Genomic DNA, 26,481 nt, shown 5'->3' on the forward strand with positions numbered 1-26,481 from the left:
CCCGGTGATGCGTATCCTCTATGACGCCAGCCGGCTGATGAGCCGGGCCGACCGCTCCGCCCCAACTGGCGTGGATCGGGTCTGTCTGGCCTATGCCGAATGGCTGCTGTCGCGGCCCGACGTCGTCACCATACCCGTGCGCGGCCGCAAGAACCGGCTGGTCGCGGTCGAGACCGAGTGGTTCCGCCGCTTTGTCGCCGACCTGCGGGCGCGCTGGAACGGCGCGGCCGGCGCGCCCGGCGATCCGACGCATGAGGCGCGGCTGCTGGCCGCCCTGGCCAACCCGATCCGCCCCAGCGAGTCCGTGATCAGCCCGCCCCCTTTGCCGACCCCGGACAAGCCCGCCGACAAGGGACGGGTGCTGAAACAGTTCTTCCGCTCGCGCCATGTCGCCGCCGTGCCGGCCGCCGACCTCTATCTGAACGTGGGCCACACCACGCTTCACGACCCGGCCACCCTGCGGGAACTGGAGGCGGCCGGGATCGAGCGGGTCGTGCTGATCCACGACCTGATCCCCGTCACCCATCCCGAATTCTGCCGCCCTGGCGACGGCGACAAGCATCACGCCCGCGTGGCCAACACCCTGCGTCACGCCAGTCGGGTGATCGTCAATTCGGCCTATACCGGCGACCGACTGCGCGTCTTCGCGTCGCAAGAGGGTCTGCCCCAGCCGCCGGTCCATGTCGCACATCTGGGGCTGGAGCCCGCCTTCGTCTCCGGCCCTGGCTTCGAGGCGGCGCGCCCCTATTTCATCCATATCGGCACCATAGAGGCGCGCAAGAATCTGGCGCTTCTGCTGACCCTTTGGCGACGCCTGGAGGAACGCCTGGGCGAGCGCACGCCGTCGCTCGTCCTGGTCGGCCGCTACGGCTGGGAAAACGAGGCGGTTCTGGATCACCTGCAGCGGTCGCCGAACCTGCGGGGCGTGGTCCACCAGGCCTCCAACCTGTCCGACGCCCTGTTGGCCCGCCTGATGCGGGGCGCGCGGGCGGTGGTGGCCCCCTCTTCGGTCGAAGGCTTCGACCTGCCCGCCGTGGAAGCGGTGGCCATGGGGCTTTCGCTGATCGCGTCCGATATCCCGCCCCATCGGGAACTGACGCCGGGCGCAGAGTTGATCGACCCCCTGGACGGCCTGGGCTGGTTGGCGGCGATCGAGCGGGCGACCTTCACGCCGCGCGCGCCGGTTTCGTCCCGGCCGCATCCCTCCTGGTCGATGCATTTCGACATCGTCGCGGAAGCGATCGGGCTGACGCCCGTCTCGCCTCTGGCGGCGGCTACCAAAGCCTTGTAATCAAGCCGCGAACAAGGGCCGACCGCATGACTCGCACCATCCTGCCGCTCGCCATCGTCGCCATTCTCGGCGGCTGCTCCACCCTGCCGCGTGACGGGCCTTCCGGAGCCTCGGTCGACGCCGGGGCGACCACGGCCCAGGCCCAGGGCAGCTATGCGCTGGTGCCCCTGACCTATGAAGTCACGGAGCGGATGAACGCGGTTCCGCCGAAATTCTTCGGCACGCTCGCCGCAGCCTCCAGCGAGCGGCCGGCCGATGTCATCGGCGAGGGCGACACCCTGGCCGTCTCCATCTTCGACCCGTCGGGCGCCCTGTTCGGCGGGACGCTGGGAAGCGGCTCGGCCTCGGCCGTCCAAACCCGATCCGGCGGCTCCCAGGCCCTGCCGGGCGTGACCGTGGACCGCAGCGGTTCGGTCGCCGTGCCTTTCGCCGGACAGGTGCGGGTGGAAGGACTCACCGCGCCCCAGGCGGCGGCGGCCATCCGCCGCGCCCTGGTCGGCAAGGTCGCCAATCCCCAGGTTCTGGTCGGTATTTCCAACAACGCCTCGAACACGGTCAACGTCTTCGGCGACGTCCGCCAGCCCGGCCGCGCCCCCCTGGGGGTGAACAGCGACCGGATTCTGGACATCCTCGCCGCTGCGGGCGGCTCGGCGCGCGAGACCGACGACCTGACCATCAGCATCCAGCGCGACGGACAGACCTACACCGCGCCTCTGACTGCGGTGACGACCGAATTCGGCGAAAATGTCCGGTTGCAACGCGGCGACGTGATCAATGTCCAGTACAAGCCGCGTCGCTTCTCCACCTTCGGCGCCCTGAACGCCGTGGCCCAGGTCGACATGCCCGCCGGCCCGATGACCCTGACCGGCGCCATGTCCAAGGTCGGAGGATTGAACACCAACACCGCAAACGCCCGCCGCGTGATGGTCTTCCGCTTCGAGCGGCCTGAAGTCGCCGAGGCCCTGGGCATCACCCAACCCGCCACTCCGAAGGGGGTGCCGGTGGTCTATCAACTAGACTTCAACGAGGCCGCCAACGTCTTCGCCGCCACCAATATGCAGATCATGCCGGAAGACGTGATCTATGTGCCGCTGGCCGGCGCCGCCGAGGCCCGCAAATTCTTCGAGTTCGTCCAGAGCGTGACCCGCGTCGTCTATGACGTGTCGGTGACCAGCGCGATCAACGTCGACTGACGTGGCGCGCTGGCGCGCCCTGCTGTCGCGTCTGACCGCCCCCGCCGGTCCCCGAGCCGGAAACGCCGAGGTCGCCGGCACAGATCCGTTTGACCGCCCGCCGGACATCGAATCCTCCGAACCGGGACCGCTTGATCGGGCATTGGACGAGATCGAGGCCGGCGCGCTGGACGTCTATGCCAAAGCCGGTCTGCCGACCCGGACAGGCCATTACCGCAAGGCCCCGGACGGGGACTGGAGCTTCATCGGCGTCCAGATAAAGCCCGAGGCGCGCTTCGCGCTCGCGCTCGAACATCCTGCCGAGGCCGGCTGGCGGTTCGCGCGCCTGCAGAATCTGGGCGCGCGATCGAACCGCGCCGACCTGCGCGCGGCCTCGCGGCTGCTGAACGAGATCGAAGAGCTTCGCGCGGCGCGACGCGCCCGCCTCACCGAGGATCATCTTCTGACCGCGATGGAGCTGGGCGGGGCCTGGCGCGCGCTCAGGGACGCGAAAACGACGAAACCGCCGCATCCGGCCGCAACCCCGGCCCCTCCTTCAGCACCGACGCCGCCAGTCAGGAAGCCCCGCGCCAAACGCGACAAGGCCGCAAAGCCCCGCTAGAAGTCCGGTCTCTCCCCGAACGCCAGAGCCTCCGATGCCAGACCTTCCCCAGCACCCGCCCGAAAGCCGCCCGGTCGGGCGTATCATCGCCATGCCGGCCGACACCAATCCCGAGGGCGATATCTTCGGTGGCTGGCTGCTGGCCCAGATGGACGTCGCGGGCGCCACCCCGGCCTTCGAACTGGCCCAGGGCCGCTGCGCCACCGTGGCGCTGGACGGCATGGTGTTTCACCAGCCGGTCGCCGTCGGCGACGAGGTCAGCATCTACGCCGAGGTCATCGGCACAGGCCGCACCTCGATCCGCATCCACGTCGAGGCCTGGAAACGCTCGCGCGGCCAGCCGCTGGCCACCTCCGTCCGCGTGACCCAGGGCGTCTTCACCTATGTGGCCATTGATCAGGACCGCAAGCCCCGCCCCCTGCCGGGCAAGGAATAGGCGGAAATCTTGACCTGACGCCGGGGCGCGCCTACGTCCCGGCCATGGCCATCCGACGCATCCTCACTATCGACATCCCCGCCGACCTGGCGATCCTGAAACAGGTGTCCAAGCCGGTCGCGGCCGTGGACGACGCGGTGCGCACCCTGATGGATGACATGCTGGAGACCATGTACGCGGCGCCGGGCATAGGTCTGGCCGCCGTACAGGTCGGCGCCCTGGACCGGGTCATCGTCATGGACCTGGGCGACCGCGACGGAACCGTCTGCGAAACCGAGGAAGAAGACACGCCGGAAGCCGCCGAGGCGCGCAAGAATCCGCGCTTCTTCGCCAATCCGGAAATCCTGTGGACCTCGGACGAGCTCTTCACCTACGAAGAGGGCTGCCTGTCGATCCCCGAGTATTTCGACAAGGTGGAACGCCCGGCCCGCGTCCGCATTCGCTATCTGAACCGTGACGGTCAGTCGGTGGAGGAAGAGGCTTCGGGCCTCTACGCTGTCTGCATCCAACACGAGATGGACCACCTTAACGGCGTGCTCTTCATCGACCACCTGTCGCGGCTGAAGCGGGATCGCGCCGTGACCAAGGTCAAGAAGGCCGCCCGCGACAGGATCGCCGCCTGATGACCCGACGCCCCACTCGCCCCATCCGCCGCGGCCAGTCCCTGGTCATCGACACCCAGGGCCGCCGCCGCCTGACCCGCAGCCAGAAGATCGGCGTCGCCGGGGTCGCAACCCTGGCCGGCGTCGCCCTGCTGGGCGTGGTGGCGGGCCTGTTGCTGGACCGGCTGCTCGATTTCGACGACGCCCTGGACGCGGGCGGCGAATGGGACGAGGGCGGCGGCGTCTTCACCCGCTGGCAGTAGGCGGCCTAAAGTTCTAAAGGCGTGCCCATGCGCCTTGCCTTCATGGGAACTCCCGACTTCGCCGTGCCGTCCCTGGCCGAGCTTCTCGCCTCGGGCCACGAGATCGTCGCCGTCTATTCGCAACCGCCGCGCCCAAGGGGCCGGGGCCAGAAGCTGACGCCGTCGCCGGTTCACGCCTTCGCCGAAACCATGGGCCTGCCGGTCTTCACGCCTGAAAGCATGAAGTCGCCCGAGGCCGTCGCCGACTTCCAGAGCCTGGATCTCGACGCCGCCTGTGTCGTCGCCTACGGCCAGATCCTGAACGCCGAGGTGCTGGCGGCGCCCCGGCTGGGCTGTCTGAACCTGCACGGCTCGCTGCTGCCCCGCTGGCGCGGCGCGGCGCCGATCCAGAGGGCGATCATGGCCGGCGACGCCGAGACCGGGGTCCAGATCATGCAGATGAGCCTCGGCCTGGACGAAGGCCCGATCCTGCTGGGCGAGGTGATGGACATCCGGCCCGACGACACGGCCGCCAGCCTGTCCGAACGCATGGCCCATGTCGGCGCCGGCCTGTGGCCCCGCGCCCTGGCCGCCATCGATCGCGGCGGCGTCACGCCGACGGACCAGGTCGGCGAACCGACCTACGCCCGTAAGATCACCCCCGCCGAAGCCCGGATCGACTGGACCCGTCCGGCGGCCGAGGTGGACGCCCATATCCGCGGCCTGTCGCCCTTCCCCGGCGCCTGGTTCGAGGCGCCGTCTGAGACGGGGCCGGTTCGGGTCAAGGCCCTGCTGTCGGTCCTGGCCGACGGACCCGGAGCGCCCGGCGCGACGCTGGATGACGCCCTGACCGTGGCCTGCGGCGCCGGCGCGGTGCGGCTGATCCGGGTCCAGCGCGAGGGCAAGGCGGCGCAATCGGCCGAGGAGATGTTGCGCGGCTTTGCCCTGCCGGCCGGGACCGTGCTCGGCTGATGCCGCGCTACAAGCTGACCCTCGAATACGACGGCACGGCCTACAACGGCTTCCAGGCCCAGGAGGACCAGCCGACGGTCCAGGGCGCGGTTGAGGCCGCCATACTGGCCTTTTCCGGCGAGCGGATCCGGATCGCCGCCGCCGGCCGCACCGACACCGGCGTTCATGCGACGGCCCAGGTGATCCATGCCGATCTGGAGCGCGACTGGCCGGTGGATACGGTGCTGAACGCCATCAACGCCCATCTGATCAAACAGGACGTCTGCGTCCTGTCGGCCGAATACGCGCCCGATCCCGACTGGCACGCCCGCTTCTCCGCCACCGGCCGGGGCTATCTGTACCGGATCCTAAACCGGCGGCCCCAGCCGGTGCTGGAGCGGGACCGGGTCTGGCACGTCAAGAAGACCCTGGACGCCGAGGCCATGCACCATGCCGCCCAGGTCCTGGTCGGGCTGCACGACTTCACCACCTTCCGCGACGTGGCCTGCCAGTCCAAGTCGCCGGTCAAGACTCTGGACGTGGCCCGCGTCTCGCGTTTCGGCGAGGAGGTCCATCTGGTCTTCCAGGCCCGCAGCTTCCTGCACCGCCAGGTCCGGTCGATGGCCGGGACCCTGGTCGAGGTCGGGCTGGGCCGCTGGACCGCCCATGACGTCAAGGCGGCGCTGGAGGCGAAGGACCGCGCCCGGTGCGGCCCCGTCGCCCCCTCGGCGGGGCTCTATCTCAGCGGCGTGCGCTACGACTGAACCCCGCCTGCGGCCGGATCAGCCGCGCTGCTGAACCAGAACCTCGGCGATCTGCACCGCGTTCAGGGCCGCGCCCTTCCTCAGATTGTCGCTCGAGACGAACAGGGCCAGGCCGTGCTCGACCGTCGGATCGGGACGCACCCGGCCGACGAAGACCGGGTCCTGGCCGGCGGCCTCCAGCGGGTTCGGCACGGCGGTGACGAGCACGCCCGGCGCCTGGCCCAGCAGCTCCAGCGCCTGCGTCACGGACAGGGCCCGTTCGAACTCGACATTGATCGACAGGGAGTGGCCGGTGAAGACCGGCACCCGCACACAGGTGCCCGAGACCGGCAAGCCGGGGATCTCCAGGATCTTGCGGCTCTCGTCACGCAGCTTCATCTCCTCGTCGGTATAGCCGTCCTCGCCCAGCGTGTAGTTCAGGGCCACGACATTGGCGGCGATCGGCACGACCCACTTCTCGGGCGCGCCGAAGTCCACGGCCCCGCCGTCGCGGGCCAGGGCCGCGCCCTGCCCCACGGTGGCGCGCGCCTGATCCTCCAGCACCCGGATGCCCTCGATCCCGCCGCCCGAGACGGCCTGATAGGTCGAGACCGTCAGACGCTTCAGGCCCGCCGCGTCGTGCAGGGGCTTCAGCACCGGCATGGCGGCCATGGTGGTGCAGTTGGGGTTGGCGATGATCCCCTTGGGCAGGTTCGCCAGGGCGTGGGGGTTCACCTCGGCGACCACCAGCGGCACTTGCGGATCAGAGCGCCAGGCGGAGGAGTTGTCGATCACCACCGCCCCGGCGGCCGCCACCTTGGGCGCCAACGCCTTGGACGTATCCCCCCCGGCCGAGAAGAATACGATGTCCAGACCGGCGTAGTCGGCGCTCGCCGCATCCTCGACCACGATGTCGGTCTCGCCGAAGCGCACCGTCTTGCCCGCCGACCGGGCCGAGGCGAACAGGCGCAGCGAGGCCAGCGGGAAGTTCCGCTCGGCCAGCAGGCCGCGCATCATCTCGCCGACGAGGCCGGTGGCGCCGACGATGCCGACATGCGGCGGATTGGACGGGGAAAAGGACATTCAGGCGTCTCCTGGAAGGATGGAGGCGCGGGGTTCAGCCGGATCGACCGCCCCGCGCATCGGCGGGGCTTGGGATCGGGGTTGGCGCTAGACCGTGCGCACACCCGAAACCGCCCCGCCGAAGCTGGTGGTTTTCGAGGTAATCGCTTTGGTCATGGTGCGGGTCACGGCGACGCTCTCTAAGGGCAAGGATCGGTCGTGTAAACAGGCTTTTGGAGACAAGACCGGCGCGGCGCTCGGTTTTCGACCGCTCAACGCGCAAAAATCCGTCACCCCACGGCAAAACCATCGGGGGCCCGAAATTGCACTGCACCCTCGAAAACGGTGCAATGTGCAAAAGAGTGCAATTAGGCGGGCCTCCCTTCGATATCGACGGACGGGAGTATAGGCCCGTTGGAAGGCGTGGTGGGTTGGAGGCCGAATTTTTCAGTCAGGTGGTTGTTTTGCCGACGGAATATTTTCGGAATTAGGATGGCTGGCTGCCCACGCGTACCCACCCAACTTTCGCAACGTGAGAAGCGGACCCTCACCTTAGGCAGCCGAGGCGGCAAGCAGAGCATATAGCGGCACACTATTTGCGGACCTCGCCAGATCTACAAGCGTCTGATCCAAAAGGTTGAGGATTTTCGCTGATCCGCGTTACGGCTACGCTCCTGCAATGGGTGAGAGACTAAGAACATGGGCGATTGGCCGAAAATACCTCAGGACGCCATCGACTGGTTTTCCGACGTGCTGGCAGTAGCAAATCGCGAAGTCACAGAGCTGATCACCAACAATCCAAACATCAGGGAAACGACCCTTGATGACGCGCTAATCAACTCCCTCCATCCGCGCACTGCGCCGGTCGAACTACCCTCAGGGACCATCGTCCATATTCAGGTTCACAATATCGGCGGCCTTCGCCGTTGGGGCTCATGGGAGACTGCTGACATTGCGGTCTTGGTTCGTGTTTACGACAAGGGCAAGCGCGCAGCGCAGAAGATCGGGCTGCTCCAATCGAAGCGCCTGTTCCCCGCCAATAACGATGTCATTGACGAGGACGAGACTGGATTTCTCTACGGCATGAACCCGTGGTTCGATCCCGAACCAACCGTTTCATTTGGTGCCCTCCATCGTCTTTTCGAATTTAACCCCGACTGCACATATTCCTCGCTTCACGCAGGGTCGGATCAGGTCAAGGCGATCGAAGCGATCAACGCCCGATTAGAGGACGCGGTCGCTTATCTGTTCTACAATCCCGACACGTTGCCCCTGAGCGTGCAGTATCCGCTGCGCGCTATCAAAACGGTGGATCATCCAGAGGTCGGCTGCCGGGTCCATTCGGCTAGTGATGTGCACGACCTCCTAAACGGCCGCCAAAAAGGCGACGCACCGACGTTCCTAGACATCGAGAACTCCGGCACTGGTGACTTCTCACGACTGGAGGAGTGGGGTGCTAAGCTGTTGCAATGCCACGTTGGAAAGCAGCTTGAGACAAACGACAACACGACCATAAACGAACTGATAGTTCGTCGTTCCGGGCCGATAGCTGCCGCCGTCTACGTTTCGATATCTCTAGATGCCACCGAGCCTAGATCGGACCGATCTGCTTAGCGTGTTTTGGCTTTTCGGCCGGGACGCGCGGCCGCATTCTCGAGCTCAGCCATTTGGCGCAGAAGCTTGCTGAGTGAATATACCGGGTCCGCAACGGGTCGAAGCATGACTTAAACCTTGGGCCGAAAAGCAGACGTTCAGATCGAATCCGCCGGCCGCCGTCGTTCTCGACTTGTGGCGAAGGTCCCGCCTCCCGCGGTTTGCACAGGACGGCCCTCACAGAGCCAGATGCAGGAACTGGCTGAACTCATTCGCCTCGTACCCGGCGAACGGACCGCCATCCACGAAGCCGCGTCGGCGGTACATCGCCAGGGCCGGTTCGAAGGCGTCGCCGCGGCCGGTTTCCAGGCTCAGGCGTTTGACGCCTGCGGCCCGTGCGGCGGCGATGATCTGTTCCAGCACCACCGCCGCCACGCCGCGCCGCAGATGGTCGGGGTGGGTGCGCATCGACTTTACCTCGGCCTGATCGGCGTCGATCAGTTTCAAGGCGCCGATGCCGGCCAGGGCCTCGCCGTCCCAGGCGCTCCACACCGTGATGTTCGGTTGCAGCAGGCCGGTCAGATCCAGGGCGTTGACGTGACAGGCCGGGGAGTTGGCGTGCATGCCCGACAGGTGGAAGGCCAGCAGGGCGCGAACCGCATCCCCGCTGAGATCATCCACCCGCAGGGCGAACACGGCCTCAGACCTTGGACAGGATCAGCGTGCCGTTGGTGCCGCCGAAGCCGAAGCTGTTGGACATGACGTGGGTCAGTTCGCCCTCGTGGCGCTGACGCAGGATGGGCATGCCCTCGAAGGCCGGATCCAGGGTCTCGATATGGGCGCTCTCGGCGGCGAAGCCGTTCTGCATCATCAACAGGCAGTAGATGGCTTCCTGCGCGCCCGCCGCGCCGAGCGAGTGGCCCGTCAGCGACTTGGTCGAGGAGATCATCGGCATCTGGTCGCCGAAGACGGCGCGCACGGCCTCCATCTCCTTGGAGTCGCCGACCGGGGTCGAGGTGCCGTGCGGGTTCAGATAGTCGATCTTCGGATTGCCGGCCTGTTCCAGCGCGATCTTCATGCAGCGCTGGGCGCCCTCGCCCGAGGGGGCGACCATGTCGTAGCCGTCGGAATTGGCGCCATAGCCGGTGACTTCGGCCAGAATGGTGGCGCCGCGCGCCTTGGCCCGCTCGTATTCTTCCAGCACCACGATGCCCGCGCCGCCGGCGATGACGAAGCCGTCGCGGTTGACGTCATAAGCGCGCGAGGCGACCGACGGGGTTTCGTTGAAGTCGGACGACATGGCGCCCATGGCGTCGAACATGTTGGACATGGACCAGTCGATGTCCTCGCAGCCGCCGGCGAAGACCACGTCCTGCTTGCCCCACTGGATCTGTTCGACCCCGGCGCCGATGCAGTGGGCGGATGTCGCGCAGGCCGAGCTGATCGAATAGTTGACGCCGCGCATCTGGAACCAGGTCGACAGCACCGCAGAGGGGCCGGAAGCCATGGCTTTCGGCACCGCGAACGGGCCGATCCGCTTGGGCGAGGTCTTTTCGATGGTGGTCGCCGCCGCCTGCAGGATCACCTGGGTCGAGGGGCCGCCTTCGCCGACGATCAGGCCGATGCGGTCGTCCTTGATCTCGTCCGCCGTCATGCCCGACGACTTCAGCGCCTCTTCAAAGGCGATGTGCGCCCAGGCCGTGCCGTTGGCCAGGAAGCGGGCGGCGCGACGGTCGATCAGTTCTTCCCACGGGCCGATCTTGGGCGGGGCCCAGACCTGGCTGCGGAAGCCGTATTTGGCGTGATCAGGCGCATGGACGACGCCCGAACGGGCTTCGCGCAGGGACTGGGTCACCTCTTCGGCGCCGTGGCCGATGGAAGAGACGATGCCCAGGCCGGTGACGACGACACGACGCATGGTGTTTCCTTCTTAAGCTTCTCGACCCGGGGGTCTTCCGCGCTGTCCGCGGTATATAGGCGCTTAGGCGCCGGTTGCCTCGTCCTTGGCGGCGCCAAAGAGTCCCACCCGCATGTCGTTGCAGGTGTAGATGACCTCGCCGTCGGCCTCCAGCACGCCGTCGGCGATGCCCATGACCAGTTTGCGGTTGATGACCCGCTTCAGATTGATCTTGTAGACCACCTTCTTGATGTCCGGCGTCACCTGGCCGGTGAACTTGACCTCGCCGACGCCCAGGGCGCGACCGCGGCCGGGGCCGCCGATCCAGCCCAGATAGAAGCCGACCAGCTGCCACATGGCGTCCAGGCCCAGGCAGCCGGGCATGACCGGGTCGCCGATGAAGTGGCACTGGAAGAACCAGAGTTCGGGATTGATGTCGAGTTCAGCCTCGACATAGCCTTTGCCGTGGGTTCCGCCGTCGGCCGAGATCTGGGTGATCCGGTCGAACATCAGCATCGGCGGGGCGGGCAGTTGCGCATTGCCGGGACCGAACAGTTCGCCGCGCCCGGAGGCGAGCAGGGCCTCGTGATCGAAGGACGAGGGATATTGGGACTGGGTCAAGGCGGTTCCGTTACGTCTGCTGTTGCTGGCGGGTTACACGACCGCGCGACTTCGCTCAACACCAAGGGTTACCGTGGTCAGTCCCGACCGGTCCCGGCGGGGCGGTTGGCGTTGCACAAGGCCCTCTGCTGAGTGCCGAACACCGCCCGTTCCTGAACCCAGCCGCGCAGGCGCCGCGCCCGCACCTGACACCAGCCGTCCTCGCATTCGTCCAGCGTCACCAGGGAGCGCGGCGACAGGCGCGCCCGCACGGCCGAGGCCTGGGACTTGCCGGCGTGGATCATCACTTCCTCGGGCGAGGTGTTGAAGACGGAGCGGCGGCCCGACGACACCGTGCGGTGGATCCAGGCCACGGCCCCGTCCGGATCGCAGATCTTGCGCCATTCGGTCGTCTCGGCGATCACCTGCACCGGCAGGCCGGCGGCGCGGTATTCCCACAGAATCGGATAGTCCAGCCCCGGCCCCTGGCGCGCACGGACGTGCGACGACTTCAGCGAGATCCAGCGCGGCACCTCCAGTCCCGTCGGGGTGGGACGCCCGTCGGGCATGGTCGCGCCCGCGCCGGCCATGACGCCCAGCCCCAGAACGGCGAGGGCGACGGCGATGCGGCGTCGCAGGCTTTGGAAGATGGCGGCGGCTTTGCTAGACACTGAGGAAACGACCCGTCGTGCGGGCTTCGATCCTGAACCGTCGCCCGCTAACCAAGGCCCGCAATGTCCGTTCGCAAGCTTAAGGTCGTATTAACCAGACGCCTGCCCGACGCGGTCGAAACGCGAATGCGCGAGCTTTTCGACGCCGAGCTGAACCTGAAGGATCAGCCGATGGACCGCGCGGCGCTTCAGGCGGCGGTTCAGCGCGCCGAGGTTCTGGTGCCCACCATCACCGACGTCATCGACGCCGACCTGATCAACGGGGCGGGCGACCAGCTGAAGATGATCGCCAACTTCGGCGCCGGGGTGGACCATATCGACGTCGATGCGGCCGTGGCGCGCGGGATCATCGTCACCAACACCCCCGGCGTCCTGACCGAGGACACGGCCGACCTGGCCATGAGCCTGATCCTGGCCGTCAGCCGCCGTATCGTCGAAGGCGCCCAGGTGGTGGCCGAAGGGCGGTTCGAGGGCTGGACCCCGACCTGGATGTGCGGTCGCAAACTGTGGGGCAAGCGGCTGGGGATCGTCGGCATGGGCCGGATCGGCCAGGCCCTGGCCCGTCGCGCCAAGGCCTTCGGGCTTCAGGTCCATTACCACAACCGCAAGCCCGTCTCGGCCCTGATCGAGGAAGAACTGGGCGCCACCTACTGGGACGATCTGGACCAGATGCTGGCGCGGATGGACGTGGTCTCGCTGAACTGCCCGGCGACCAAGGACACCCACCACCTGCTATCGGCGGAACGGCTGGCGAAGCTTCAGCCCCACGCCATCCTGATCAACACGGCGCGCGGCGATCTGATCGACGAGGCGGCCCTGTCTCAAGCCGTGGCGACGCGGTCTTTGTCCGGCGTCGGCCTGGACGTGTTCGAGAACGAGCCGGCCATCCACCCCGGCCTGCTGGGCCAGCCCAATGTCGTGCTTCTGCCCCATCTCGGCTCGGCCACCCTGGAGGCGCGCCAGGACATGGGCGACCGGGTCATCGCCAATGTCATGACCTACCAGAACGGCCACCGCCCGCCGGATCGGGTCATTCCGGCGATGCTTTAGGGGGCGCCGGCTGTGCGGGTTGCGGGTATCGACGGAACGAAACGTGGTTGGGTCGCGGTCTTATTAGAAGCAGATCGCGTCGAGGCTTTTGGCGTCAAGACGATCACTGAAGCACTCGATCGCCTGGCAGACGCCAGGGCCGTCGCAATCGATATGCCAATCGGTTTCGCAATAGCGGCAGAAGCTGGCGGGCGACGGTGTGAGAAGTCCGCGCGCGCAATGCTGGGACGTGGGCGCACGTCCTCCGTCTTCAGCAGCCCATGCCGTGCCGCGCTCGAAGCTGCAGATTACCCAGCGGCTTCGGCAGTAAACCGAGACAGCTCACCTGATCGCCGAGGGCTTTCCAAACAGTCTCACGCCCTATTTCCGAAGATGCGAGAGATCGACGAAGTGATGTATCCATCGCTTCAAGATCGGGTATTTGAAGTCCATCCGGAAGTGTCCTTCACGGAGCTCGCGCGTCTGAACGGGAAGACAATTGATGGCGGCAAAAAGTCCTTCTTGGGCGCAAGCCAGAGAGTAGGGCTTCTCAAAGATGCCGAGATTTCGATCACACCTCTGCTAGCTCAAGCGAAGGTATTAGGGGCTTCGACCGACGACATCATCGACGCTGCGGTCGCGGCGTGGACGGCCCAGCGGCGTGTGGCAGGCTTGGCCCGCCGAGTTCCTGAGGTTCCCGATACAGACGCGAACGGCTTGCGTATGGAAATCTGGTTCTAGCTAGCCAGCAGCCGTTCGGCCGCGTCAGGATATTTCTGCGCCAGCCGCGCGGCCCAGTCGGCCTTCATCGGCAAATGGGTGCGGGCCTGAGCGATACGGCGCTCGACCAGGGCGGCGGCCTCGCGGTGGGCAGGCCAGTCCATCAGGAAGCCGAGGGCGGTCTCGAAATCGGCGTAGGTCGCGGCATGGGCCAGGGCGCGGTCCAGGGCCTCGACATCGTCGAAATCGGGCAGGCGGGCGAGATAGGCCCGCAAGGCCGGCGCCGACAGGTCGCGTTCGAACATCGCCCAGCGCAGATCCTGGGCCTCGGCCTTGCGCCCCTCGGCGTCGAGCAGGTCGATGGAGGCCGCCTCCCAGGCGGGGGGCAGGGTCGGCGGGCCCGCCGCAGGCGAACGGCCGAAGGTGAAACGCCGGTTCGCGGCCGACGGCTTAAGCGCCGCCTCCAGGGCCTGGCGCGCCTCGGCGATCCGACCGGCGGCGAGCAACCGCCGCGCCGCGGCAGCCGCGAAATCCGGCGATCCCTGTTCGTCAGGCGTGACCATGGACAGCCATAAATCCAGATCCTCGGCCCGGTCCGCCAGTCGCCGGATCGCCGTTCGAGCGCCGCGGACGCCCGAACTGGTGTCCAGCACGGCCAGCATAGCCCGCGCCAGCTCCGGGGTCAGAGCCTCGCCCGCCGCGCCGATCCAGCGGGCGTAGTCGAGCGGATGGCGTTCGATCGCGGCGGCCAGACGCTCCATCGCGGCCTGATCCATGAGGGCCGTCTGGGCGACCGTCCAGAGATCGGGCGCCGCCGCCTCGAAGGCGGCCGTCATCTCGCCGCGCGGATCCTTGACCCGCAACGTCAGCCCACGAAACAGATCGAACCAGTCGATCAACCGATCCAGCGCGGCCACAGGCGCGATTGGGGCCAGATCCTCCACCACCGCACGGCGCAGCATGTCGAGATCGCGCAGCAGGTCCGGCCGTTTGCGCCAGGACACCCGCGCCCGCGCGGACGCCAGGGCCGTCAGCCGCTTGTCCAACTCGACCGTCAGAGGCTCCTCCCCCGCCTCGGCCGCCAGCACCAGCCGCAGACGCCGTTTCAGCAGGGCGTCGCCGTCCGCCGCCTGCATCAACAGGTCGCCCAGCCGATCCGCCCCCAGGGACGCCAGGCTGGCGGCGTTCAGACGTTTGGGCGAGGCAGGGCGTCGGGCCATCGGGTCTCCTTTTTCACAAGTCTGTCGGACCGGACTCACACGGCTGTCGAAAACCACGGGCAGGGGAGGAACCGCCGCGAGCGAGCTTCGTTTCCGGCGACCTGTCTGAGGAAGCGTGCGTTGGACTCCTACTATTGTATCGTCAACCTGCCGGGCGTTCCGGTGCGTGACATCTGTGTTCTGGGCGCGACCGACGACTCGGCGGCGAATCAGGCTCTGGCCGAGCTCGCCCGGACCTGGGTCGGGTTCGAGACCCTCTATCTGTATTGCGGCGAACGGCTGGTGACGGTGCTCAGCAACCCGGCCCTGGGCTTCGCCCCGCACATCCCGGATCTGGATCTGGCCGACGTCCGTTTCGCCACGGCCGCCTGAGGCTCAGCCGCCGCAAACCGGGCAATGGGGGTCGGCCGTCACCCGCACTGTCCGCGCCGTTCCCGCCAGACCGTCATACAGCATCAGCCGCCCGGCCAGGGCCTCGCCCGCCCCGGTGATCAGCTTGATGGTCTCCAGCGCCGCCATAGAGCCGACCACGCCCGCCAGGGCGCCGACCACCCCGACACGGGCGCAGGTCTCGGCGTCCGGCGGGATCTCAGGGACCAGGCATTGATAACAGGGCCGGCCGGCGAACACCCCGACTTGGCCACTCCACCGCCCGAGCGCGCCCGACACCAGCGGCTTGGCGGCCGCGACGCAGGCGGCGTTGACGACCAGCCGGGTTTCGAAATCGTCGGTCCCGTCCAGCACGATGTCGAAGCCGTCGATGCGCTCGGCCGCATTGGCCGGCGTCAGCCGTTCGGGGAAGGTCTGGATCGTGACGTGTGGATTCAGCTGACCCAGGCGGGCGGCGGCGGCCTCGACCTTGGGCCGACCGGTCTCCGACGTGGCAAAGATGATCTGGCGCTGGAGGTTCGACAGGCCGACGACGTCGTCGTCGATCAACCCCAAGGTCCCTACCCCCGCCGCCGCCAGATAGAGGGCGGCCGGCGCCCCCACGCCCCCGACGCCGACGATCAGGACCCGCGCGCGTTTCAGCGCCTGCTGACCCGGCCCGCCGATCTCGGACAGGACCAGATGCCGAGCATAGCGTTCGACTTCGTCTTCGGAGAAAACCATGGCTCCATCTAGCGACGCGGAGCCCTTCACGCGAGGCCCGCGGCTGCAACAAAACCTAGGCGGTCGCGGCCATCGCGCGGCTGGTGTCGACCAGGATGCGGTCTGCCTGATCCGGAACCGACGGATCGACCAACGATCCCTTCAGCAACCGGCCCAGCGCCGGCGGCGCATCGGCCTGAGCCATGGCCCAACCGGGGAAGAGGCGTTCCACAATCGGGACTTCAGCCAAGATATGGATATTGGCGTGCCGCCGGTCGGCCCGCAGCCGCCCCATCAACCGGTCCAGATCAACACGGGCCCCCTCGACGGCCTGAAAGAACCGGCCCTCGTGCCGCATCAGAACGCCGGTCAGATGGTCCCTGCGGTTGTTCCGGTCAGAGGCGCCGATGATGTCGATCAGGGGCAGAAGGCCGTCGCTGGCGTCGCCGACGGCGTCGCTGACATAGACGATACGGAACAAACTCATTGATTACTCATACGCTTAAGGTCACTGGCCGACCTTAAACGCAATACGGCCATAGGGGTTAACGAAACACCCAGAAGCAGTCAGGCGGCTGTCGTCCCCACCCGCAACTTGTCGCATGACAGCAGCCTTTCCAGACCGTCGGCGGCGATCTCGTCCAGCCGGCGACCGCGCAGGTATTCAGCGGCCTGGGACACCGACAGAGCGCAGAGTCGAACCGGCTCCGTCACGCGACGATGGACGACGGGGCGATCCGCCACGACTCGCAGATTTCGATGGCGGTCATCGGTCGACAGGCGCGCGATCAGCCGATCGACGTCAACCCGCATTCCCTCCAGCATCAGGGCGGCTTGGCCCTCGTGAAACATCATCGCGCTACTGATCGCGTCGCGACGATTGTTCCGTTCAGACGCGCCGAGAATATCAACCACGGTCATCACCGACCGCCCGATCATCCCGACAGTTTCGCTCACAAGCAGGACCCGATAGAGCAAGTCTATACCCCCAAAAATGAAGTTTATGAGTTTTCGATTGTCCATATGGCGGGCAAGTAGGGTTAAAATATGACACCGGTATCCGACATGGCGGCAGGCTTGATCCCGCAACAGCCTCACGCCATCTGCACCTCATGACCCAATCCAACTTCCCCGACTGGCACGGCACCACCATCCTGGCGGTCCGCAAGAACGGCCGCACCGTGATCGCCGGCGACGGCCAGGTCTCGATGGGGCCGACCATCGTCAAAGGGGCCGCGCGCAAGGTCCGGACCCTGGCCGGCGGCAAGGTGCTGGCCGGTTTCGCCGGCGCCACCGCCGACGCCTTCACCCTGATCGAACGGCTGGAGGCCAAGCTGGAACAATATCCGGACCAGTTGGCGCGCGCCTGCGTCGATCTGGCCAAGGACTGGCGCACCGACCGCTATCTGCGTCGGCTTGAGGCCATGCTTCTGGTGGCGGACAAGTCGTCGATCTTCACCGTCACCGGGGTCGGCGACGTGCTGGAGCCGGAACACGGCGTCGCCGCCGTCGGCTCGGGCGGCAACTACGCCCTTTCGGCCGCCCGCGCCCTGATCGAGGAGACCGACCTGGACGCGGAGGCCGTCGCCCGAAAGGCCATGAAGATCGCCGCAGAGATCTGCGTCTATACGAACGGCAACCTGACGGTGGAGGCGCTTGAGGGGTGAGACGCCCGGCTGCGTTGCGAGCGGGGCCCCTTTGGCTTAAGGCCCCGCCATGACCGAAGACGCCCCGATCCGCCCCCTCGCCCGCAATCCACGCGGTTTCGCCGACAAGCGGGGCCGCGACCTGACCGCTGAACGCCGCATCGTGGCGCGCGTGTCCGAGGTCTATGAGCGCTGGGGCTTTGAGCCGCTGGAGACGCCGGCCTTCGAATACGCCGACGCCCTGGGCAAATTCCTGCCTGACGCCGACCGGCCCAATGAAGGGGTGTTCGCGCTTCAGGACGATGCGGGCTCGGACGAGCCGGGCGAGTGGATGGCCCTGCGTTACGACCACACGGCGCCCCTGGCCCGGTTCGCGGCCCAGACCTGGGAAACCCTGCCCAAGCCGTTCCGCCGCTATGCCTATGGTCCGGTCTGGCGCAACGAGAAGCCGGGCCCGGGCCGGTTCCGCGAGTTCTGGCAGTGCGACGCCGACACGGTCGGCTCTGACCGTTCCGAGGCCGACGCCGAGATCATCGCCATGGCCTGCGAAGGCCTGGGCGCCGCCGGTCTGGACGCGGGCCAGGCCCAGATCCGCGTCTCGAACCGCAAACTGTTCGACGGCCTGTTCGACGCCGGCGGCGTGACCGAGGCCGGACAGCGGCTGACCGCCCTTCGCGCCATCGACAAGTTCGACCGCCTGGGCTGGGAGGGCGTGGTCCAGCTGCTGGGCGAAGGGCGTCTGGACGAGTCCGGCGACTATACCAAGGGCGCGAACCTGCCGGCCAAGGTGACCGGCTCCATCGAGGCCTTCCTGGCCTCGGCCAACACCCCCGGTCTGTCGCGCGCCGAGACGCTGGAGGCCGTGGCGCGGTCCGGCGACCTGGGCGCGGCGGGCGAGGCGGCGCTGAACGAGCTGGCGGCCATCGACCGGGCCTTGGGGGCCATGAAGGTCGGCCAGGAGGCGGTGAAGTTCGACCCCACCATCGTGCGCGGGCTGGAATACTATACCGGCGCCGTGTTCGAGGCCGAGCTGCTGCTGGACACGGTGGATGACAAGGGGCGGCCGGTGCGGTTCGGCTCCATCGGCGGCGGCGGCCGCTATGACGACCTGGTGGCGCGCTTCACCGGCCAGAGCGTGCCGGCCACCGGCTTCTCCTTCGGCGTCTCCCGCCTGGCCTCAGCCCTGCGCGCGGCCGGCCGCGGCGGCCAGGACGCCGTGCGCGGTCCGGTGGTGGTCATCGTCTTCTCTGAGGACGACATGAGCCACTATCTGGCCGCAGTCGCCGAGCTGCGGGCCGCCGGAATTGCGGCCGAACTCTATCTGGGCCGGGCGGGCATGAAGGCCCAGATGAAATACGCCGACCGTCGCGGATCGCCCGCCGTCGTCATCCTGGGCGGCGACGAGATCGCTGCCGGCGAGGTCACCATCAAGGATCTGGACGCCGGCCGGGCCGCCGCCGCCGCCATCGCCGACAACGACGCCTGGAAGGCCGAGCGTCCGGGCCAGATGAAGATTGCCCGCGCGGACATGGTTTCCGCCATCCGAGCCATTATCGAATAAGTTTCGATAAATAAGTCTGTCTGGTAACAGTTATCGCCGATAAGTCGAAGAAAGTTCGATTCACCGCCACAAGCCCGTTGACGTCCCCGGCCCGGTTGCGTCAAATGAACTCACTCGAGGGCAAGCGTTGCTCAAGCGCGCAGCACTCGAAGGCGTTTCGGGGAGGAAACGTCCGCTCTTCAAAGAGCGCGAAAGCCCGCTGCGATGTATCCCCCGCAGCGGGCTTTTTCGCGCCTGGAGTCTCGCAAAAATGCACGACCTGTAGAAGTTTTCGATGGGATCTACAGATTTAGGGCCCGATTTTTCACCCTGTCTCCATATGAAAAAGGCCGGGGCGAACCCCGGCCTTTTCCGCTTTCGAAGACGCGCCGCCTACCAGATGCGGACGCGTTGTTCCGGCGTCAGATAGTATTTGGTCCCCGGCTCTACGTCGAAGGCGTCATACCAGGCGTCGACGTTGCGCAGCGGGCCGATGACCCGGAACTGGGCCGCCGAGTGCGGGTCGGTGGCGACCTGCTGCTTCAGGGCTTCGTCGCGGTACTTGGACTGCCAGACCTGGGCCCAGCCGTAGAAGAAGCGCTGGTCGCCGGTCGTTCCGTCCAGCACCGGGGCAGGCTTGCCGGCCAGCGACAGGTGATAGGCCTCCAGACCCACAGCCACGCCCGAGGCGTCGCCGATGTTCTCGCCCATCGTCAGGCCGGGATTGATGTGATAGCCGGCGATCGGCTCGTAGGTGGCGTATTGCGCGCCCAGGCGGGCGGTCAGGGCCTCGAAATTGGCCTTGTCGGTCGGGGTCCACCAGTTGCGCAGCACGCCGTCGCCGTCGGACTTGGAGCCCTGGTCGTCGAAGCCGTGGCCGATCTCGTGGCCGATCACGCCGCCGATGCCGCCATAGTTGACCGCCGGATCGCCGTTCGGATCGAAGAAGGGCGGCTGCAGGATGGCCGCCGGGAAGACGATCTCGTTATTGGCCGAGTTATAATAGGCGTTGACCGTCTGAGGCGTCATGCCCCACTCGGACTTGTCGACCGGCTCGTCCAGGCGGGCGAGGTCGTAGTTCCATTCGAACAGGCCGCGACGCACGGCGTTGCCGACCAGGTCGTCGGCGCGAACCTCAAGACCCGAATAGTCGCGCCACTTGTCCGGATAGCCGATCTTGACGGTGAATTTGCGCAGCTTCTCCTGCGCCGCCGCCTTGGTCTCGTCGCCCATCCAGGTCAGATTATCGATCCGGTGCGACAGGGCGGTGCGCAGGTTGGCGACCAGTTCTTCCATCTTGGCCTTGGATTCGGCCGGGAAATACTGCGCGACATAGAGCCGGCCCGTCGCCTCGCCCAGCGAACCCTCAGCGAAGGAGATGGCGCGCTTCTCACGGGTGCGCTGCTCGGGCTGGCCGGACAGGTCGCGCGAACGGAACTCCCACTGGGCGTCGGAGAACCGCTGGGACAGCAGGGGCGCCATATCGTCGGCGGTGTGGAAGGCTTCCCACGCCTGCAGCAGTTCGACCGGGGTCTCGGCGTAGATGGCGGCGATCTTGGGCAGGGCCGTGTCCTGACGCACGATCAGGCGCGGCACGCCGCCCAGTTCGGCCGCGTCGAAATAGGACTGCCAGGCGAAGCCCGGCGCGTCCTCGGCCAGTTTGGCGATGGTGAACTCGTTATAGGTCTTGTCGCGGTTGCGGTTCTCGACCGGGGTCCAGTGCGCCTCGGCGATCTTGGTCTCCAGGGCCACGATCCGGGCGGCAGTCTCGGCCGGGTTCGCCCAGCCGATCATCTCCAGCATCCGGCCGACATAGGCCTGATACTTCTCTTTCTTGTCGGCGTAGCGGGCGTCAAGATAATAGTCGCGGTTCGGCAGGCCGATGCCCGACTGGCCGGTGGAGACGACGTAACGGGTCGGTTGTTTGGCGTCGATGGTGATGCCGGTGCCGAAGAAGGAGCCGCCGAAGCGGCCGACCGTCTGCCCCATATAGACCGCCATCTTCTCATGGCTGTCGGCGGCGCGGATGGCGGCGAGATAGGGTTGCAGCGGCTGGGCGTCGAGCTGGTCGACGCGGGCCTGGTCGATGTAGGAGCGGTAGGCGTCCGCCACCTTGGCCTCGTCCGAGCCGGGCGTCAGGTCGTCGCGGGCGGCGAGTCCCAGAACCAGTTCCTTCATGCGGTTGTCGGACAGTTCGCGCAGCAGGGCGAACGAGCCGTAGCTGGTGCGGTCCGACGGGATGACCAGTTTATCGAAGGCCGCGCCGTTGGCGTAGCGGAAGAAATCGTCGCCGGGCTTGACCGAGGTGTCGCGGCCAGCCATGTCAAAGCCCCAGGTTCCGTAACGGGGCGCCTCGACGCCCTTCCAGCCGCCGGCGCTTTCTTCGCCGGAGAACAGCGACACGATGGAACAGGTCTCGTCGATACAGGCGTGGTCGTGATCGACGTTCTGGGCGAAAGCGGCGCTGGCAGGCAGCAGAAGGGCGCCGACGGCCGCGCCGATAAGCAGTCTTTTCATCACTGTATCCTAGGCTCCACCCCCGAAACGGGCAGGTTGGAGCGGACCCTAGACCCGAGTCCGGGGCTGTCGCCTTAAAAAAAGTTCATGAAAGGGGCGCGACCTCTCGCCACGGGCAGTGGTTCGGGGTCAGATGCCGCAGATACGGAGGTCGGATGCAGGGGCACGGCGGGGACTATAAGGATCTGGTGGTCTTCCTGGCCGCCGCCGGGGTGATCGTGCCCCTGGTCAACCGACTGAAGATCAGCCCGGTTCTCGGCTTTCTGGCGGCCGGGGTGGTGCTGGGGCCAAGCGGGTTGGCGCGGTTTTCGGACACGCTTCCCTGGCTCTCCTATTTCACCATCAGCGATCCGGTTCAGCTGGCGCAGCTGTCGGAACTGGGGGTCGCCTTCCTGCTGTTCATGATCGGGCTGGAGCTGTCGTGGGAGCGGCTGCGCGCCATGCGGCGGCTGGTCTTCGGCCTGGGGCTGATGCAGGTCGTGGTCTGCACCCTGGTGCTGGCGGGCCTGTTCGTTCTGATGGGACAAACCCTGGTCAGCGCCACGGTCCTGGGCATGGGCCTGGCCTTGTCGTCGACGGCCGTCGTCATGCCGGTCTTGGCCGAAAGCGGAAGGTTGAAGGGGACGGTGGGGCGTTCGACCTTCGCCATACTCCTGGCCCAGGATCTGTCGGTCGCGCCGATCCTGATCACCGTCAGCGTCCTGGCCGCCGTCGCCCAGGCGGGCGGGTCGCTGGACCCGGCGGTTTTGGGACGCTCCTTGTTCACCCTGGTGCCGGCCGCGATAGGCTTGGGCCTGTTGGTCCTGCTGGGCCGAGTGGTGCTGCGACCGATGTTCCGATCCGTCGCCCAGGCGCGCAAATCGGCGCAGGGCGGCGAGCTGTTCGTCGCCGCCAGCCTGCTGGTGGTGGTCGTCGCCGGTCTGGCGGCCCAGGCCAGCGGCCTGTCCATGAGCATCGGCGCCCTGGTCGCCGGCGTGCTTCTGGCCGAGACCGAGTTCCGACGCGAGGTCGAGGTGTCGATCGAGCCGTTCAAGGGGCTGCTGCTGGGGGTCTTCTTCGTCGGGGTCGGCCTGGGGCTGGACCTCGGGGCGGTCGCCGCCAATCCGGTCCTGCTGTTCGGCCTGGCCCTGGCCATTACGGTGGTGAAGACCGGCGTCATCTTCGGTCTGGCGCGGTTGTGGGGCCTGGCGCCCAAGCCGGCGCTGGAGACGGCGCTGGTGCTGGCGCCGGCGGGCGAATTCGCCTTCGTCGTCTTCGCCACCGGCATGGTCGAGGGGATCGCTCCCCCGGGCCTGACCAGCACCGTGGCCCTGTCGGCGACCTTGAGCATCTTCTCCATTCCCCTGCTGGCCGCGCTGGGACAGAGACTGTCGCGCCCCAAGACGTCCGGCCTGCCCACCACGCCCGAAGGAACGGCCCCGCCGGAGCAGGCGGACGGGGCGGTCATCATCGTCGGCTTCGGCCGGGTCGGGCGGCTGATCGGCGAATTGCTCAGGGAGCATGACCAGGCCTTCATCGCCCTGGACACCGACGCCGCCGCCGTCGCCGCTGGGCGCCGCGACGGATTCGACGTCTTCTACGGCGACGCCGGCCGCAGCGAGATGCTGGTTCACTGCGGGGTGCGTTCGACGCGCGCCCTGATCGTGACCATGGACGCCCCGGCCAAGGTCGACGAAGTAGTCACTACCGCCCGCGCCCTGCGCGAGGACCTGATCCTAATCGCCCGCGCCCGGGACGACCAGCACGCGGCGCGGCTTTACGGGCTGGGCGTCACCGATGCGGTGCCCGAGACGACGGAGGCCAGCCTGCAGTTGGCGGAGAACACCCTGGTCGACCTGGGCGTGCCCATGGGACGGGTCCTGGTCTCGATCCATGAAAAGCGGGATCAGTTCCGCAAGAGGTTTCAGGAGGCGATACCCGCAGGGGGACGCGACAGAGCCACCCGAGCGTTGAGAGCGTCCCATTTCAGTACAGGTAACTAGAACTGTTAAGCTTAGATCTTGTCGGCCTGTGTCGATGACTTTGAGTACGACCCATTTTCGTCATGGTTTGATGGTGGAAGCCCTCTCTTCATCATTGCCCGGCGGCGCTGCACGTTTGACCCGTCCCTCCCTCCGATAACGCAACTCACCATTCGCCCCCTTCGGGCTCCGTCGGGGCTTCCGAAACTGCGTAGAGTAAAAGCCTGATTTCATGACCGATTCCGTTCTCTCGACCGAAGCTGCCCCCCGCCTGAACCGTCGTCAGGCCGCCAAGGTCCGGACCCGCCAAAAGGTTCTCGACGCCGCCCGCTCGCTGTTCGCCGAGCGTGGCTATGAGCCCGCCACCATCCGCGACATCGCCAAGGGCGCCGGAATGTCGACCGGCGCCGTCTTCGCCAACTTCCAGGACAAGGCCGAATTGTTCGAGGCCGTCCTGACCGAAGACATGTCGCGTCTGGCCGAGGTGGTCGAGGCCGGGGCGCCCGAGGGCGAGCCGGTGCGCCAGCGCCTGCTGGGAGCCCTGAGCGCGGGCTATCACTCGTCACTGGACCAGTTGCCCCTGTTCCAGGCCATCGTCGCCCGCTCCTGGTTCCAGCCCCTGGCCGCCGAAATGCGGGCCCGCGCCGCGACCAAGAACCTGCTTCTGGCCATCGGCGGCATCCTGCAGGAAGCCGTCGCCAAGGGCGAACTGAACAAGGACGCCGACATCCGACTGTTGGTCGAGCTGATCTGGGACGCCTATCTGTCGAACTATCGCCGCGCCGCCTACGATGAGTGGGACGCCAACGCCCTGTCCGACCATATGGGCAAGCAGATCGACGTCATCCTGGCCGGCGCGCTGTCCGCCAAATAATCCGACCGAAGCGCTCGAAAAGGCCGGGGCCGCCGCGCGGTCCCGGCCTTTTTCATGACCGGCTTCTTGACCGGCTTACCGCGTTCAGGCCCTACGCTTCAGCGTGACGTAGAAAGCGCCATTGCCGCCGTGCCTCTGGTGGGCGACAGTGAAGCCGGACACGACGCCGCGCAGGGCCGGGGCCTGCATCCATTCCCCGAACGAGGCGCGGATCACCCCGCCGCCCAGCCGCCCCTGGCCAGTAATGACCAGAACGGCCCGCATGCCGCGCGCCTGGCAGGATGTCAGGAAGGCCTGCAGCTGATCCTCGGCCTCGAACCGGCCGAAGCCGTGCAGGTCGATGCGCGCCTCAATCGGGTCCCGCTCGCGCGACAGCCGCTGTTTGCGGCGGGGCTCCAGACCCTCGGGCGCGGGCTTGGGACGGCTGCCGATGGGACGAGGCTCGATCGGTTTGGCGACAGCCGTGGTCCGGGCGGGCGAAGGCTTGGCCAGGGGACGTGGACGCTCGGTCGGGGTGACGACCAGATGGGCCGGCGCCTCGGCGCCCGGCGTGACCCGGGCGGGCTTGCGGCTGCGGGGGGCGACGACCGTGCCGGTGATTCGACTCCAGATGCGGCGGTCTTCGGGCGTCAGCCCGTTCTCGTCGCGACCGGGGCCCTTGCGTTTCATGCCTCCGCAGCGTCCTCGAAGCCGCCGCCCGGCCCGGGCTCATAGGCCAGCAGGTCTCCCGGCTGGCACTGAAGCTCGCGGCACAGGGCGTCCAGGGTCGAGAAACGCACCGCGCGCGCCTTGCCCGTCTTCAGGATCGACAGATTGGCCACCGTCACCCCGACCCGGTCGGCGAGTTCGGTCAGCGACATGCGGCGTTCGACGAGGACGCGATCGAGCTGGACGCGGATGGCCATGAAGAGGTCCTACTGGAAACGGTTCAGATCGTCAGTTCGGATTCGCGGCGCAGGCGCGCGCCCTCGCGGAACACCTCCGCCAGGACGAAGACGATCAGGACCGAGAAAACGGGGGTCAGCAGTTCGCCGAGGCCCTGGGGGTCCATCACCCCCGGCGCCAGCCGGGCCGCGACGACGCCCTGGGCCAGCCAGACGCCGCCGGTCACGACCGCCAGAATCAGGCCGATCTGGCGCAGACGCCGGACATTGGCGGGATGGAAGGGGTCGCCCATGGTCAGGGTGCGAAAAATTCGACGCAGGCTGCGCAGGATCAGCATGAAGCCGCCGAAATAGGCCGTCGCAGCCCCCAGGCCGAACAGCAGCAGCATCCGGGTCAAGGGCAGCTGGCGCCCGCCCGAATCCCCGCTCACCGTGATGTCTACATTGTCGAGCGGGATGAAGACCGCGGCGATCAGCAGAAGCAGCAGCAGGCCGGTGATCAGCCACAGCAGGACATAGGCGACGTCCAGCGCCACCTTCAGCACGCTGGCGACCGAGCCGGGTCCCATGGCGTTCAGGCGCAGTCCGACTGCACTGAGCCATTGAGGGGTGCGCGCCTCGCCTCGCTTGAGCGGATTTCGCAGCGGGAGCAGGCGCATGATCGACAGGTCTCAGGTCGGAAGGAGGGGCGAGGCGGCCGCGCGGGGTCCGGCGAACCCACGCGCAGCTCTATACATCGCGGTCTTCTTCAAGGTCGTCAAAGCTCTCGTGATCGAAACAAGGGTGGACTTGAGCCCGATCAGAAGGCTTGAACCAGGATGGCGACCAGGGCGGTCGGCAGGGCGGCGATCAGGACCGTGTTGACGAAAGCGGCGCCGACCTTGTCCAGGAAGAGCGAGAGGTTCATCGTATGCATTGTGGTTCTCCGTCATTTGCTGTTAGGCGATTATCGCCCGTTGGTTTTGTTTTCCGCACGATCATTCCGGTTTTTCCGGAAGGTCAGAACGTTGCGGCCCCCGTTCCTGACGATCAATAGATAGGCCGTGCGGTACGGAAAAGCACGTTACATATCGTTTAACGATATTAAACTTTGGCAATAGACTGTTTCAGGGGCGT

General features: G+C 67.0%; 29 protein-coding genes. 16 read left to right on the forward strand and 13 right to left on the reverse strand.

From position 1 onward, the window contains the following. Positions 1–7 precede the first annotated feature (7 nt). The 8 genes from ACVPT3_RS15715 (at position 8) to truA (ending at position 6,080) form a co-directional block, all read left to right on the forward strand. The gene (locus ACVPT3_RS15715; protein WP_492041774.1) at positions 8–1,291 is read left to right on the forward strand and encodes a glycosyltransferase family 4 protein; all 1,284 of its coding nucleotides are present in this window, start codon (positions 8–10) and stop codon (positions 1,289–1,291) included. 26 nt (positions 1,292–1,317) lie between these two features. Further along, a complete protein-coding gene (locus tag ACVPT3_RS15720) occupies positions 1,318–2,484 on the forward strand; it encodes a polysaccharide biosynthesis/export family protein (protein WP_492041775.1) in 1,167 nt (388 codons plus the stop codon). A gap of 142 nt (positions 2,485–2,626) precedes the next feature. Then, positions 2,627–3,085, forward strand: coding sequence for a hypothetical protein (locus ACVPT3_RS15725; protein WP_492041776.1), 459 nt, complete (start codon positions 2,627–2,629; stop codon positions 3,083–3,085). A gap of 34 nt (positions 3,086–3,119) precedes the next feature. After that, positions 3,120–3,521 carry an acyl-CoA thioesterase gene (locus ACVPT3_RS15730; protein WP_492041777.1) on the forward strand — a complete coding sequence of 134 codons (402 nt, stop codon included), beginning with the start codon at positions 3,120–3,122 and terminating at the stop codon, positions 3,519–3,521. A 44-nt stretch (positions 3,522–3,565) separates the two neighbouring features. Beyond that, complete coding sequence (gene def, locus ACVPT3_RS15735; protein ID WP_492041778.1) at positions 3,566–4,144, forward strand: peptide deformylase; 579 nt, start codon at positions 3,566–3,568, stop codon at positions 4,142–4,144. Then, positions 4,144–4,386, forward strand: a complete 243-nt coding sequence (locus ACVPT3_RS15740) for a hypothetical protein (protein WP_426025816.1) — start codon at positions 4,144–4,146, stop codon at positions 4,384–4,386. Before def ends, ACVPT3_RS15740 begins: the two co-directional genes overlap by 1 nt. Positions 4,387–4,413: 27 nt before the next feature. Continuing rightward, the gene (gene fmt / locus ACVPT3_RS15745) at positions 4,414–5,337 is read left to right on the forward strand and encodes a methionyl-tRNA formyltransferase (protein ID WP_492041779.1); all 924 of its coding nucleotides are present in this window, start codon (positions 4,414–4,416) and stop codon (positions 5,335–5,337) included. Continuing rightward, on the forward strand, positions 5,337–6,080 hold the full coding sequence (truA, locus tag ACVPT3_RS15750; RefSeq protein WP_492041780.1) for a tRNA pseudouridine(38-40) synthase TruA: 744 nt from the start codon (positions 5,337–5,339) through the stop codon (positions 6,078–6,080). Before fmt ends, truA begins: the two co-directional genes overlap by 1 nt. An 18-nt stretch (positions 6,081–6,098) precedes the next feature. Here the strand turns inward: truA and ACVPT3_RS15755 are convergent, their stop codons facing one another. Further along, entirely contained in the window at positions 6,099–7,142 is a 1,044-nt protein-coding gene (locus tag ACVPT3_RS15755) for an aspartate-semialdehyde dehydrogenase (protein WP_492041781.1), read from the reverse strand. A gap of 678 nt (positions 7,143–7,820) precedes the next feature. Between ACVPT3_RS15755 and ACVPT3_RS15760 the strand changes: the two genes are divergently transcribed. Further along, positions 7,821–8,735, forward strand: a complete 915-nt coding sequence (locus ACVPT3_RS15760; protein WP_492041782.1) for a hypothetical protein — start codon at positions 7,821–7,823, stop codon at positions 8,733–8,735. A gap of 216 nt (positions 8,736–8,951) precedes the next feature. On the opposite strand, the gene ACVPT3_RS15765 is transcribed toward ACVPT3_RS15760, so the two are convergent. The 4 genes from ACVPT3_RS15765 to ACVPT3_RS15780 all read right to left on the reverse strand — a co-directional run bounded on the left by ACVPT3_RS15765 (position 8,952) and on the right by ACVPT3_RS15780 (position 11,882). After that, on the reverse strand, positions 8,952–9,410 hold the full coding sequence (locus ACVPT3_RS15765) for a GNAT family N-acetyltransferase (protein ID WP_492041783.1): 459 nt from the start codon (positions 9,408–9,410) through the stop codon (positions 8,952–8,954). 4 nt (positions 9,411–9,414) lie between these two features. Further along, positions 9,415–10,632, reverse strand: a complete 1,218-nt coding sequence (gene fabB / locus ACVPT3_RS15770; protein WP_492041784.1) for a beta-ketoacyl-ACP synthase I — start codon at positions 10,630–10,632, stop codon at positions 9,415–9,417. A 63-nt stretch (positions 10,633–10,695) separates the two neighbouring features. Next, a complete protein-coding gene (gene fabA / locus ACVPT3_RS15775; RefSeq protein ID WP_492041785.1) occupies positions 10,696–11,232 on the reverse strand; it encodes a 3-hydroxyacyl-[acyl-carrier-protein] dehydratase FabA in 537 nt (178 codons plus the stop codon). Between the two features lie 77 nt (positions 11,233–11,309). Then, positions 11,310–11,882: an SH3 domain-containing protein gene (locus ACVPT3_RS15780; protein ID WP_492041786.1), complete on the reverse strand. Its 573-nt coding sequence runs from the start codon at positions 11,880–11,882 to the stop codon at positions 11,310–11,312. Positions 11,883–11,945: 63 nt separating this feature from the next. Between ACVPT3_RS15780 and ACVPT3_RS15785 the strand changes: the two genes are divergently transcribed. Further along, positions 11,946–12,932, forward strand: a complete 987-nt coding sequence (locus ACVPT3_RS15785; protein WP_492041787.1) for a 2-hydroxyacid dehydrogenase — start codon at positions 11,946–11,948, stop codon at positions 12,930–12,932. 12 nt (positions 12,933–12,944) lie between these two features. After that, on the forward strand, positions 12,945–13,652 hold the full coding sequence (locus ACVPT3_RS15790; protein WP_492041788.1) for a DUF429 domain-containing protein: 708 nt from the start codon (positions 12,945–12,947) through the stop codon (positions 13,650–13,652). Here ACVPT3_RS15790 and ACVPT3_RS15795 read toward each other — a convergent pair. Then, complete coding sequence (locus tag ACVPT3_RS15795) at positions 13,649–14,851, reverse strand: DUF6880 family protein (RefSeq protein WP_492041789.1); 1,203 nt, start codon at positions 14,849–14,851, stop codon at positions 13,649–13,651. The genes ACVPT3_RS15790 and ACVPT3_RS15795 overlap by 4 nt on opposite strands. 120 nt (positions 14,852–14,971) lie before the next feature. Here ACVPT3_RS15795 and ACVPT3_RS15800 point away from each other — a divergent pair, with 120 nt between their 5' ends. Then, positions 14,972–15,223: a hypothetical protein gene (locus ACVPT3_RS15800; protein ID WP_492041790.1), complete on the forward strand. Its 252-nt coding sequence runs from the start codon at positions 14,972–14,974 to the stop codon at positions 15,221–15,223. Between the two features lie 3 nt (positions 15,224–15,226). Here the strand turns inward: ACVPT3_RS15800 and ACVPT3_RS15805 are convergent, their stop codons facing one another. From ACVPT3_RS15805 to ACVPT3_RS15815, 3 genes are all read right to left on the reverse strand, one after another. Further along, positions 15,227–15,964 carry a HesA/MoeB/ThiF family protein gene (locus ACVPT3_RS15805; protein ID WP_492041791.1) on the reverse strand — a complete coding sequence of 246 codons (738 nt, stop codon included), beginning with the start codon at positions 15,962–15,964 and terminating at the stop codon, positions 15,227–15,229. Between the two features lie 55 nt (positions 15,965–16,019). Next, positions 16,020–16,430: a BLUF domain-containing protein gene (locus ACVPT3_RS15810; RefSeq protein WP_492041792.1), complete on the reverse strand. Its 411-nt coding sequence runs from the start codon at positions 16,428–16,430 to the stop codon at positions 16,020–16,022. An 80-nt stretch (positions 16,431–16,510) separates the two neighbouring features. After that, positions 16,511–16,966, reverse strand: coding sequence for a BLUF domain-containing protein (locus ACVPT3_RS15815; RefSeq protein WP_492041793.1), 456 nt, complete (start codon positions 16,964–16,966; stop codon positions 16,511–16,513). A gap of 89 nt (positions 16,967–17,055) precedes the next feature. Here ACVPT3_RS15815 and hslV point away from each other — a divergent pair, with 89 nt between their 5' ends. After that, on the forward strand, positions 17,056–17,610 hold the full coding sequence (gene hslV / locus ACVPT3_RS15820) for an ATP-dependent protease subunit HslV (RefSeq protein WP_492041794.1): 555 nt from the start codon (positions 17,056–17,058) through the stop codon (positions 17,608–17,610). A gap of 49 nt (positions 17,611–17,659) precedes the next feature. Next, positions 17,660–19,150: a histidine--tRNA ligase gene (hisS, locus tag ACVPT3_RS15825; protein ID WP_492041795.1), complete on the forward strand. Its 1,491-nt coding sequence runs from the start codon at positions 17,660–17,662 to the stop codon at positions 19,148–19,150. A 372-nt stretch (positions 19,151–19,522) separates the two neighbouring features. On the opposite strand, the gene ACVPT3_RS15830 is transcribed toward hisS, so the two are convergent. After that, positions 19,523–21,646: a M13 family metallopeptidase gene (locus ACVPT3_RS15830; protein ID WP_492041796.1), complete on the reverse strand. Its 2,124-nt coding sequence runs from the start codon at positions 21,644–21,646 to the stop codon at positions 19,523–19,525. 155 nt (positions 21,647–21,801) lie between these two features. On the opposite strand from ACVPT3_RS15830, the gene ACVPT3_RS15835 reads away from it, so the two are divergent. Together ACVPT3_RS15835 and ACVPT3_RS15840 are read left to right on the forward strand one after the other, a co-directional pair. After that, positions 21,802–23,628, forward strand: coding sequence for a cation:proton antiporter domain-containing protein (locus ACVPT3_RS15835; RefSeq protein ID WP_492041797.1), 1,827 nt, complete (start codon positions 21,802–21,804; stop codon positions 23,626–23,628). A gap of 211 nt (positions 23,629–23,839) precedes the next feature. After that, complete coding sequence (locus ACVPT3_RS15840; protein WP_492041798.1) at positions 23,840–24,481, forward strand: TetR/AcrR family transcriptional regulator; 642 nt, start codon at positions 23,840–23,842, stop codon at positions 24,479–24,481. Between the two features lie 84 nt (positions 24,482–24,565). Here the strand turns inward: ACVPT3_RS15840 and ACVPT3_RS15845 are convergent, their stop codons facing one another. The 3 genes from ACVPT3_RS15845 to ACVPT3_RS15855 are packed head-to-tail and all read right to left on the reverse strand — an operon-like array spanning position 24,566 to position 26,024. Continuing rightward, positions 24,566–25,150 (reverse strand): Smr/MutS family protein, encoded by a 585-nt coding sequence (locus tag ACVPT3_RS15845; RefSeq protein WP_492041799.1) that lies wholly within the window; start codon positions 25,148–25,150, stop codon positions 24,566–24,568. Next, positions 25,147–25,386, reverse strand: a complete 240-nt coding sequence (locus ACVPT3_RS15850) for a helix-turn-helix domain-containing protein (RefSeq protein ID WP_492041800.1) — start codon at positions 25,384–25,386, stop codon at positions 25,147–25,149. The genes ACVPT3_RS15845 and ACVPT3_RS15850 overlap by 4 nt, the downstream gene beginning before the upstream one ends. A 23-nt stretch (positions 25,387–25,409) precedes the next feature. Further along, positions 25,410–26,024 carry a DUF2975 domain-containing protein gene (locus ACVPT3_RS15855; protein ID WP_492041801.1) on the reverse strand — a complete coding sequence of 205 codons (615 nt, stop codon included), beginning with the start codon at positions 26,022–26,024 and terminating at the stop codon, positions 25,410–25,412. Between the last annotated feature and the right edge of the window lie 457 nt (positions 26,025–26,481).

The sequence above is a fragment of the Brevundimonas sp. FV1ps31S genome, assembly GCF_058681265.1.

Bases quoted from the DNA above. Each gene is read 5' to 3' on its own strand.
- ACVPT3_RS15855 (WP_492041801.1), bottom strand. From the start codon at position 26,024: ATGCGCCTGCTCCCGCTGCGAAATCCGCTCAAGCGAGGCGAGGCGCGC.
- ACVPT3_RS15840 (WP_492041798.1), top strand. From the start codon at position 23,840: ATGACCGATTCCGTTCTCTCGACCGAAGCTGCCCCCCGCCTGAACCGT.
- ACVPT3_RS15755 (WP_492041781.1), bottom strand. From the start codon at position 7,142: ATGTCCTTTTCCCCGTCCAATCCGCCGCATGTCGGCATCGTCGGCGCC.
- ACVPT3_RS15810 (WP_492041792.1), bottom strand. From the start codon at position 16,430: ATGAGTTTGTTCCGTATCGTCTATGTCAGCGACGCCGTCGGCGACGCC.
- fabB (WP_492041784.1), bottom strand. From the start codon at position 10,632: ATGCGTCGTGTCGTCGTCACCGGCCTGGGCATCGTCTCTTCCATCGGC.
- ACVPT3_RS15805 (WP_492041791.1), bottom strand. From the start codon at position 15,964: ATGGTTTTCTCCGAAGACGAAGTCGAACGCTATGCTCGGCATCTGGTC.
- def (WP_492041778.1), top strand. From the start codon at position 3,566: ATGGCCATCCGACGCATCCTCACTATCGACATCCCCGCCGACCTGGCG.
- ACVPT3_RS15795 (WP_492041789.1), bottom strand. From the start codon at position 14,851: ATGGCCCGACGCCCTGCCTCGCCCAAACGTCTGAACGCCGCCAGCCTG.
- ACVPT3_RS15835 (WP_492041797.1), top strand. From the start codon at position 21,802: ATGCAGGGGCACGGCGGGGACTATAAGGATCTGGTGGTCTTCCTGGCC.
- ACVPT3_RS15815 (WP_492041793.1), bottom strand. From the start codon at position 16,966: ATGGACAATCGAAAACTCATAAACTTCATTTTTGGGGGTATAGACTTG.
- ACVPT3_RS15850 (WP_492041800.1), bottom strand. From the start codon at position 25,386: ATGGCCATCCGCGTCCAGCTCGATCGCGTCCTCGTCGAACGCCGCATG.
- ACVPT3_RS15830 (WP_492041796.1), bottom strand. From the start codon at position 21,646: ATGAAAAGACTGCTTATCGGCGCGGCCGTCGGCGCCCTTCTGCTGCCT.
- hisS (WP_492041795.1), top strand. From the start codon at position 17,660: ATGACCGAAGACGCCCCGATCCGCCCCCTCGCCCGCAATCCACGCGGT.
- ACVPT3_RS15730 (WP_492041777.1), top strand. From the start codon at position 3,120: ATGCCAGACCTTCCCCAGCACCCGCCCGAAAGCCGCCCGGTCGGGCGT.
- ACVPT3_RS15785 (WP_492041787.1), top strand. From the start codon at position 11,946: ATGTCCGTTCGCAAGCTTAAGGTCGTATTAACCAGACGCCTGCCCGAC.
- truA (WP_492041780.1), top strand. From the start codon at position 5,337: ATGCCGCGCTACAAGCTGACCCTCGAATACGACGGCACGGCCTACAAC.
- fmt (WP_492041779.1), top strand. From the start codon at position 4,414: ATGCGCCTTGCCTTCATGGGAACTCCCGACTTCGCCGTGCCGTCCCTG.
- ACVPT3_RS15720 (WP_492041775.1), top strand. From the start codon at position 1,318: ATGACTCGCACCATCCTGCCGCTCGCCATCGTCGCCATTCTCGGCGGC.
- ACVPT3_RS15845 (WP_492041799.1), bottom strand. From the start codon at position 25,150: ATGAAACGCAAGGGCCCCGGTCGCGACGAGAACGGGCTGACGCCCGAA.
- ACVPT3_RS15740 (WP_426025816.1), top strand. From the start codon at position 4,144: ATGACCCGACGCCCCACTCGCCCCATCCGCCGCGGCCAGTCCCTGGTC.
- hslV (WP_492041794.1), top strand. From the start codon at position 17,056: ATGACCCAATCCAACTTCCCCGACTGGCACGGCACCACCATCCTGGCG.
- ACVPT3_RS15760 (WP_492041782.1), top strand. From the start codon at position 7,821: ATGGGCGATTGGCCGAAAATACCTCAGGACGCCATCGACTGGTTTTCC.
- ACVPT3_RS15715 (WP_492041774.1), top strand. From the start codon at position 8: ATGCGTATCCTCTATGACGCCAGCCGGCTGATGAGCCGGGCCGACCGC.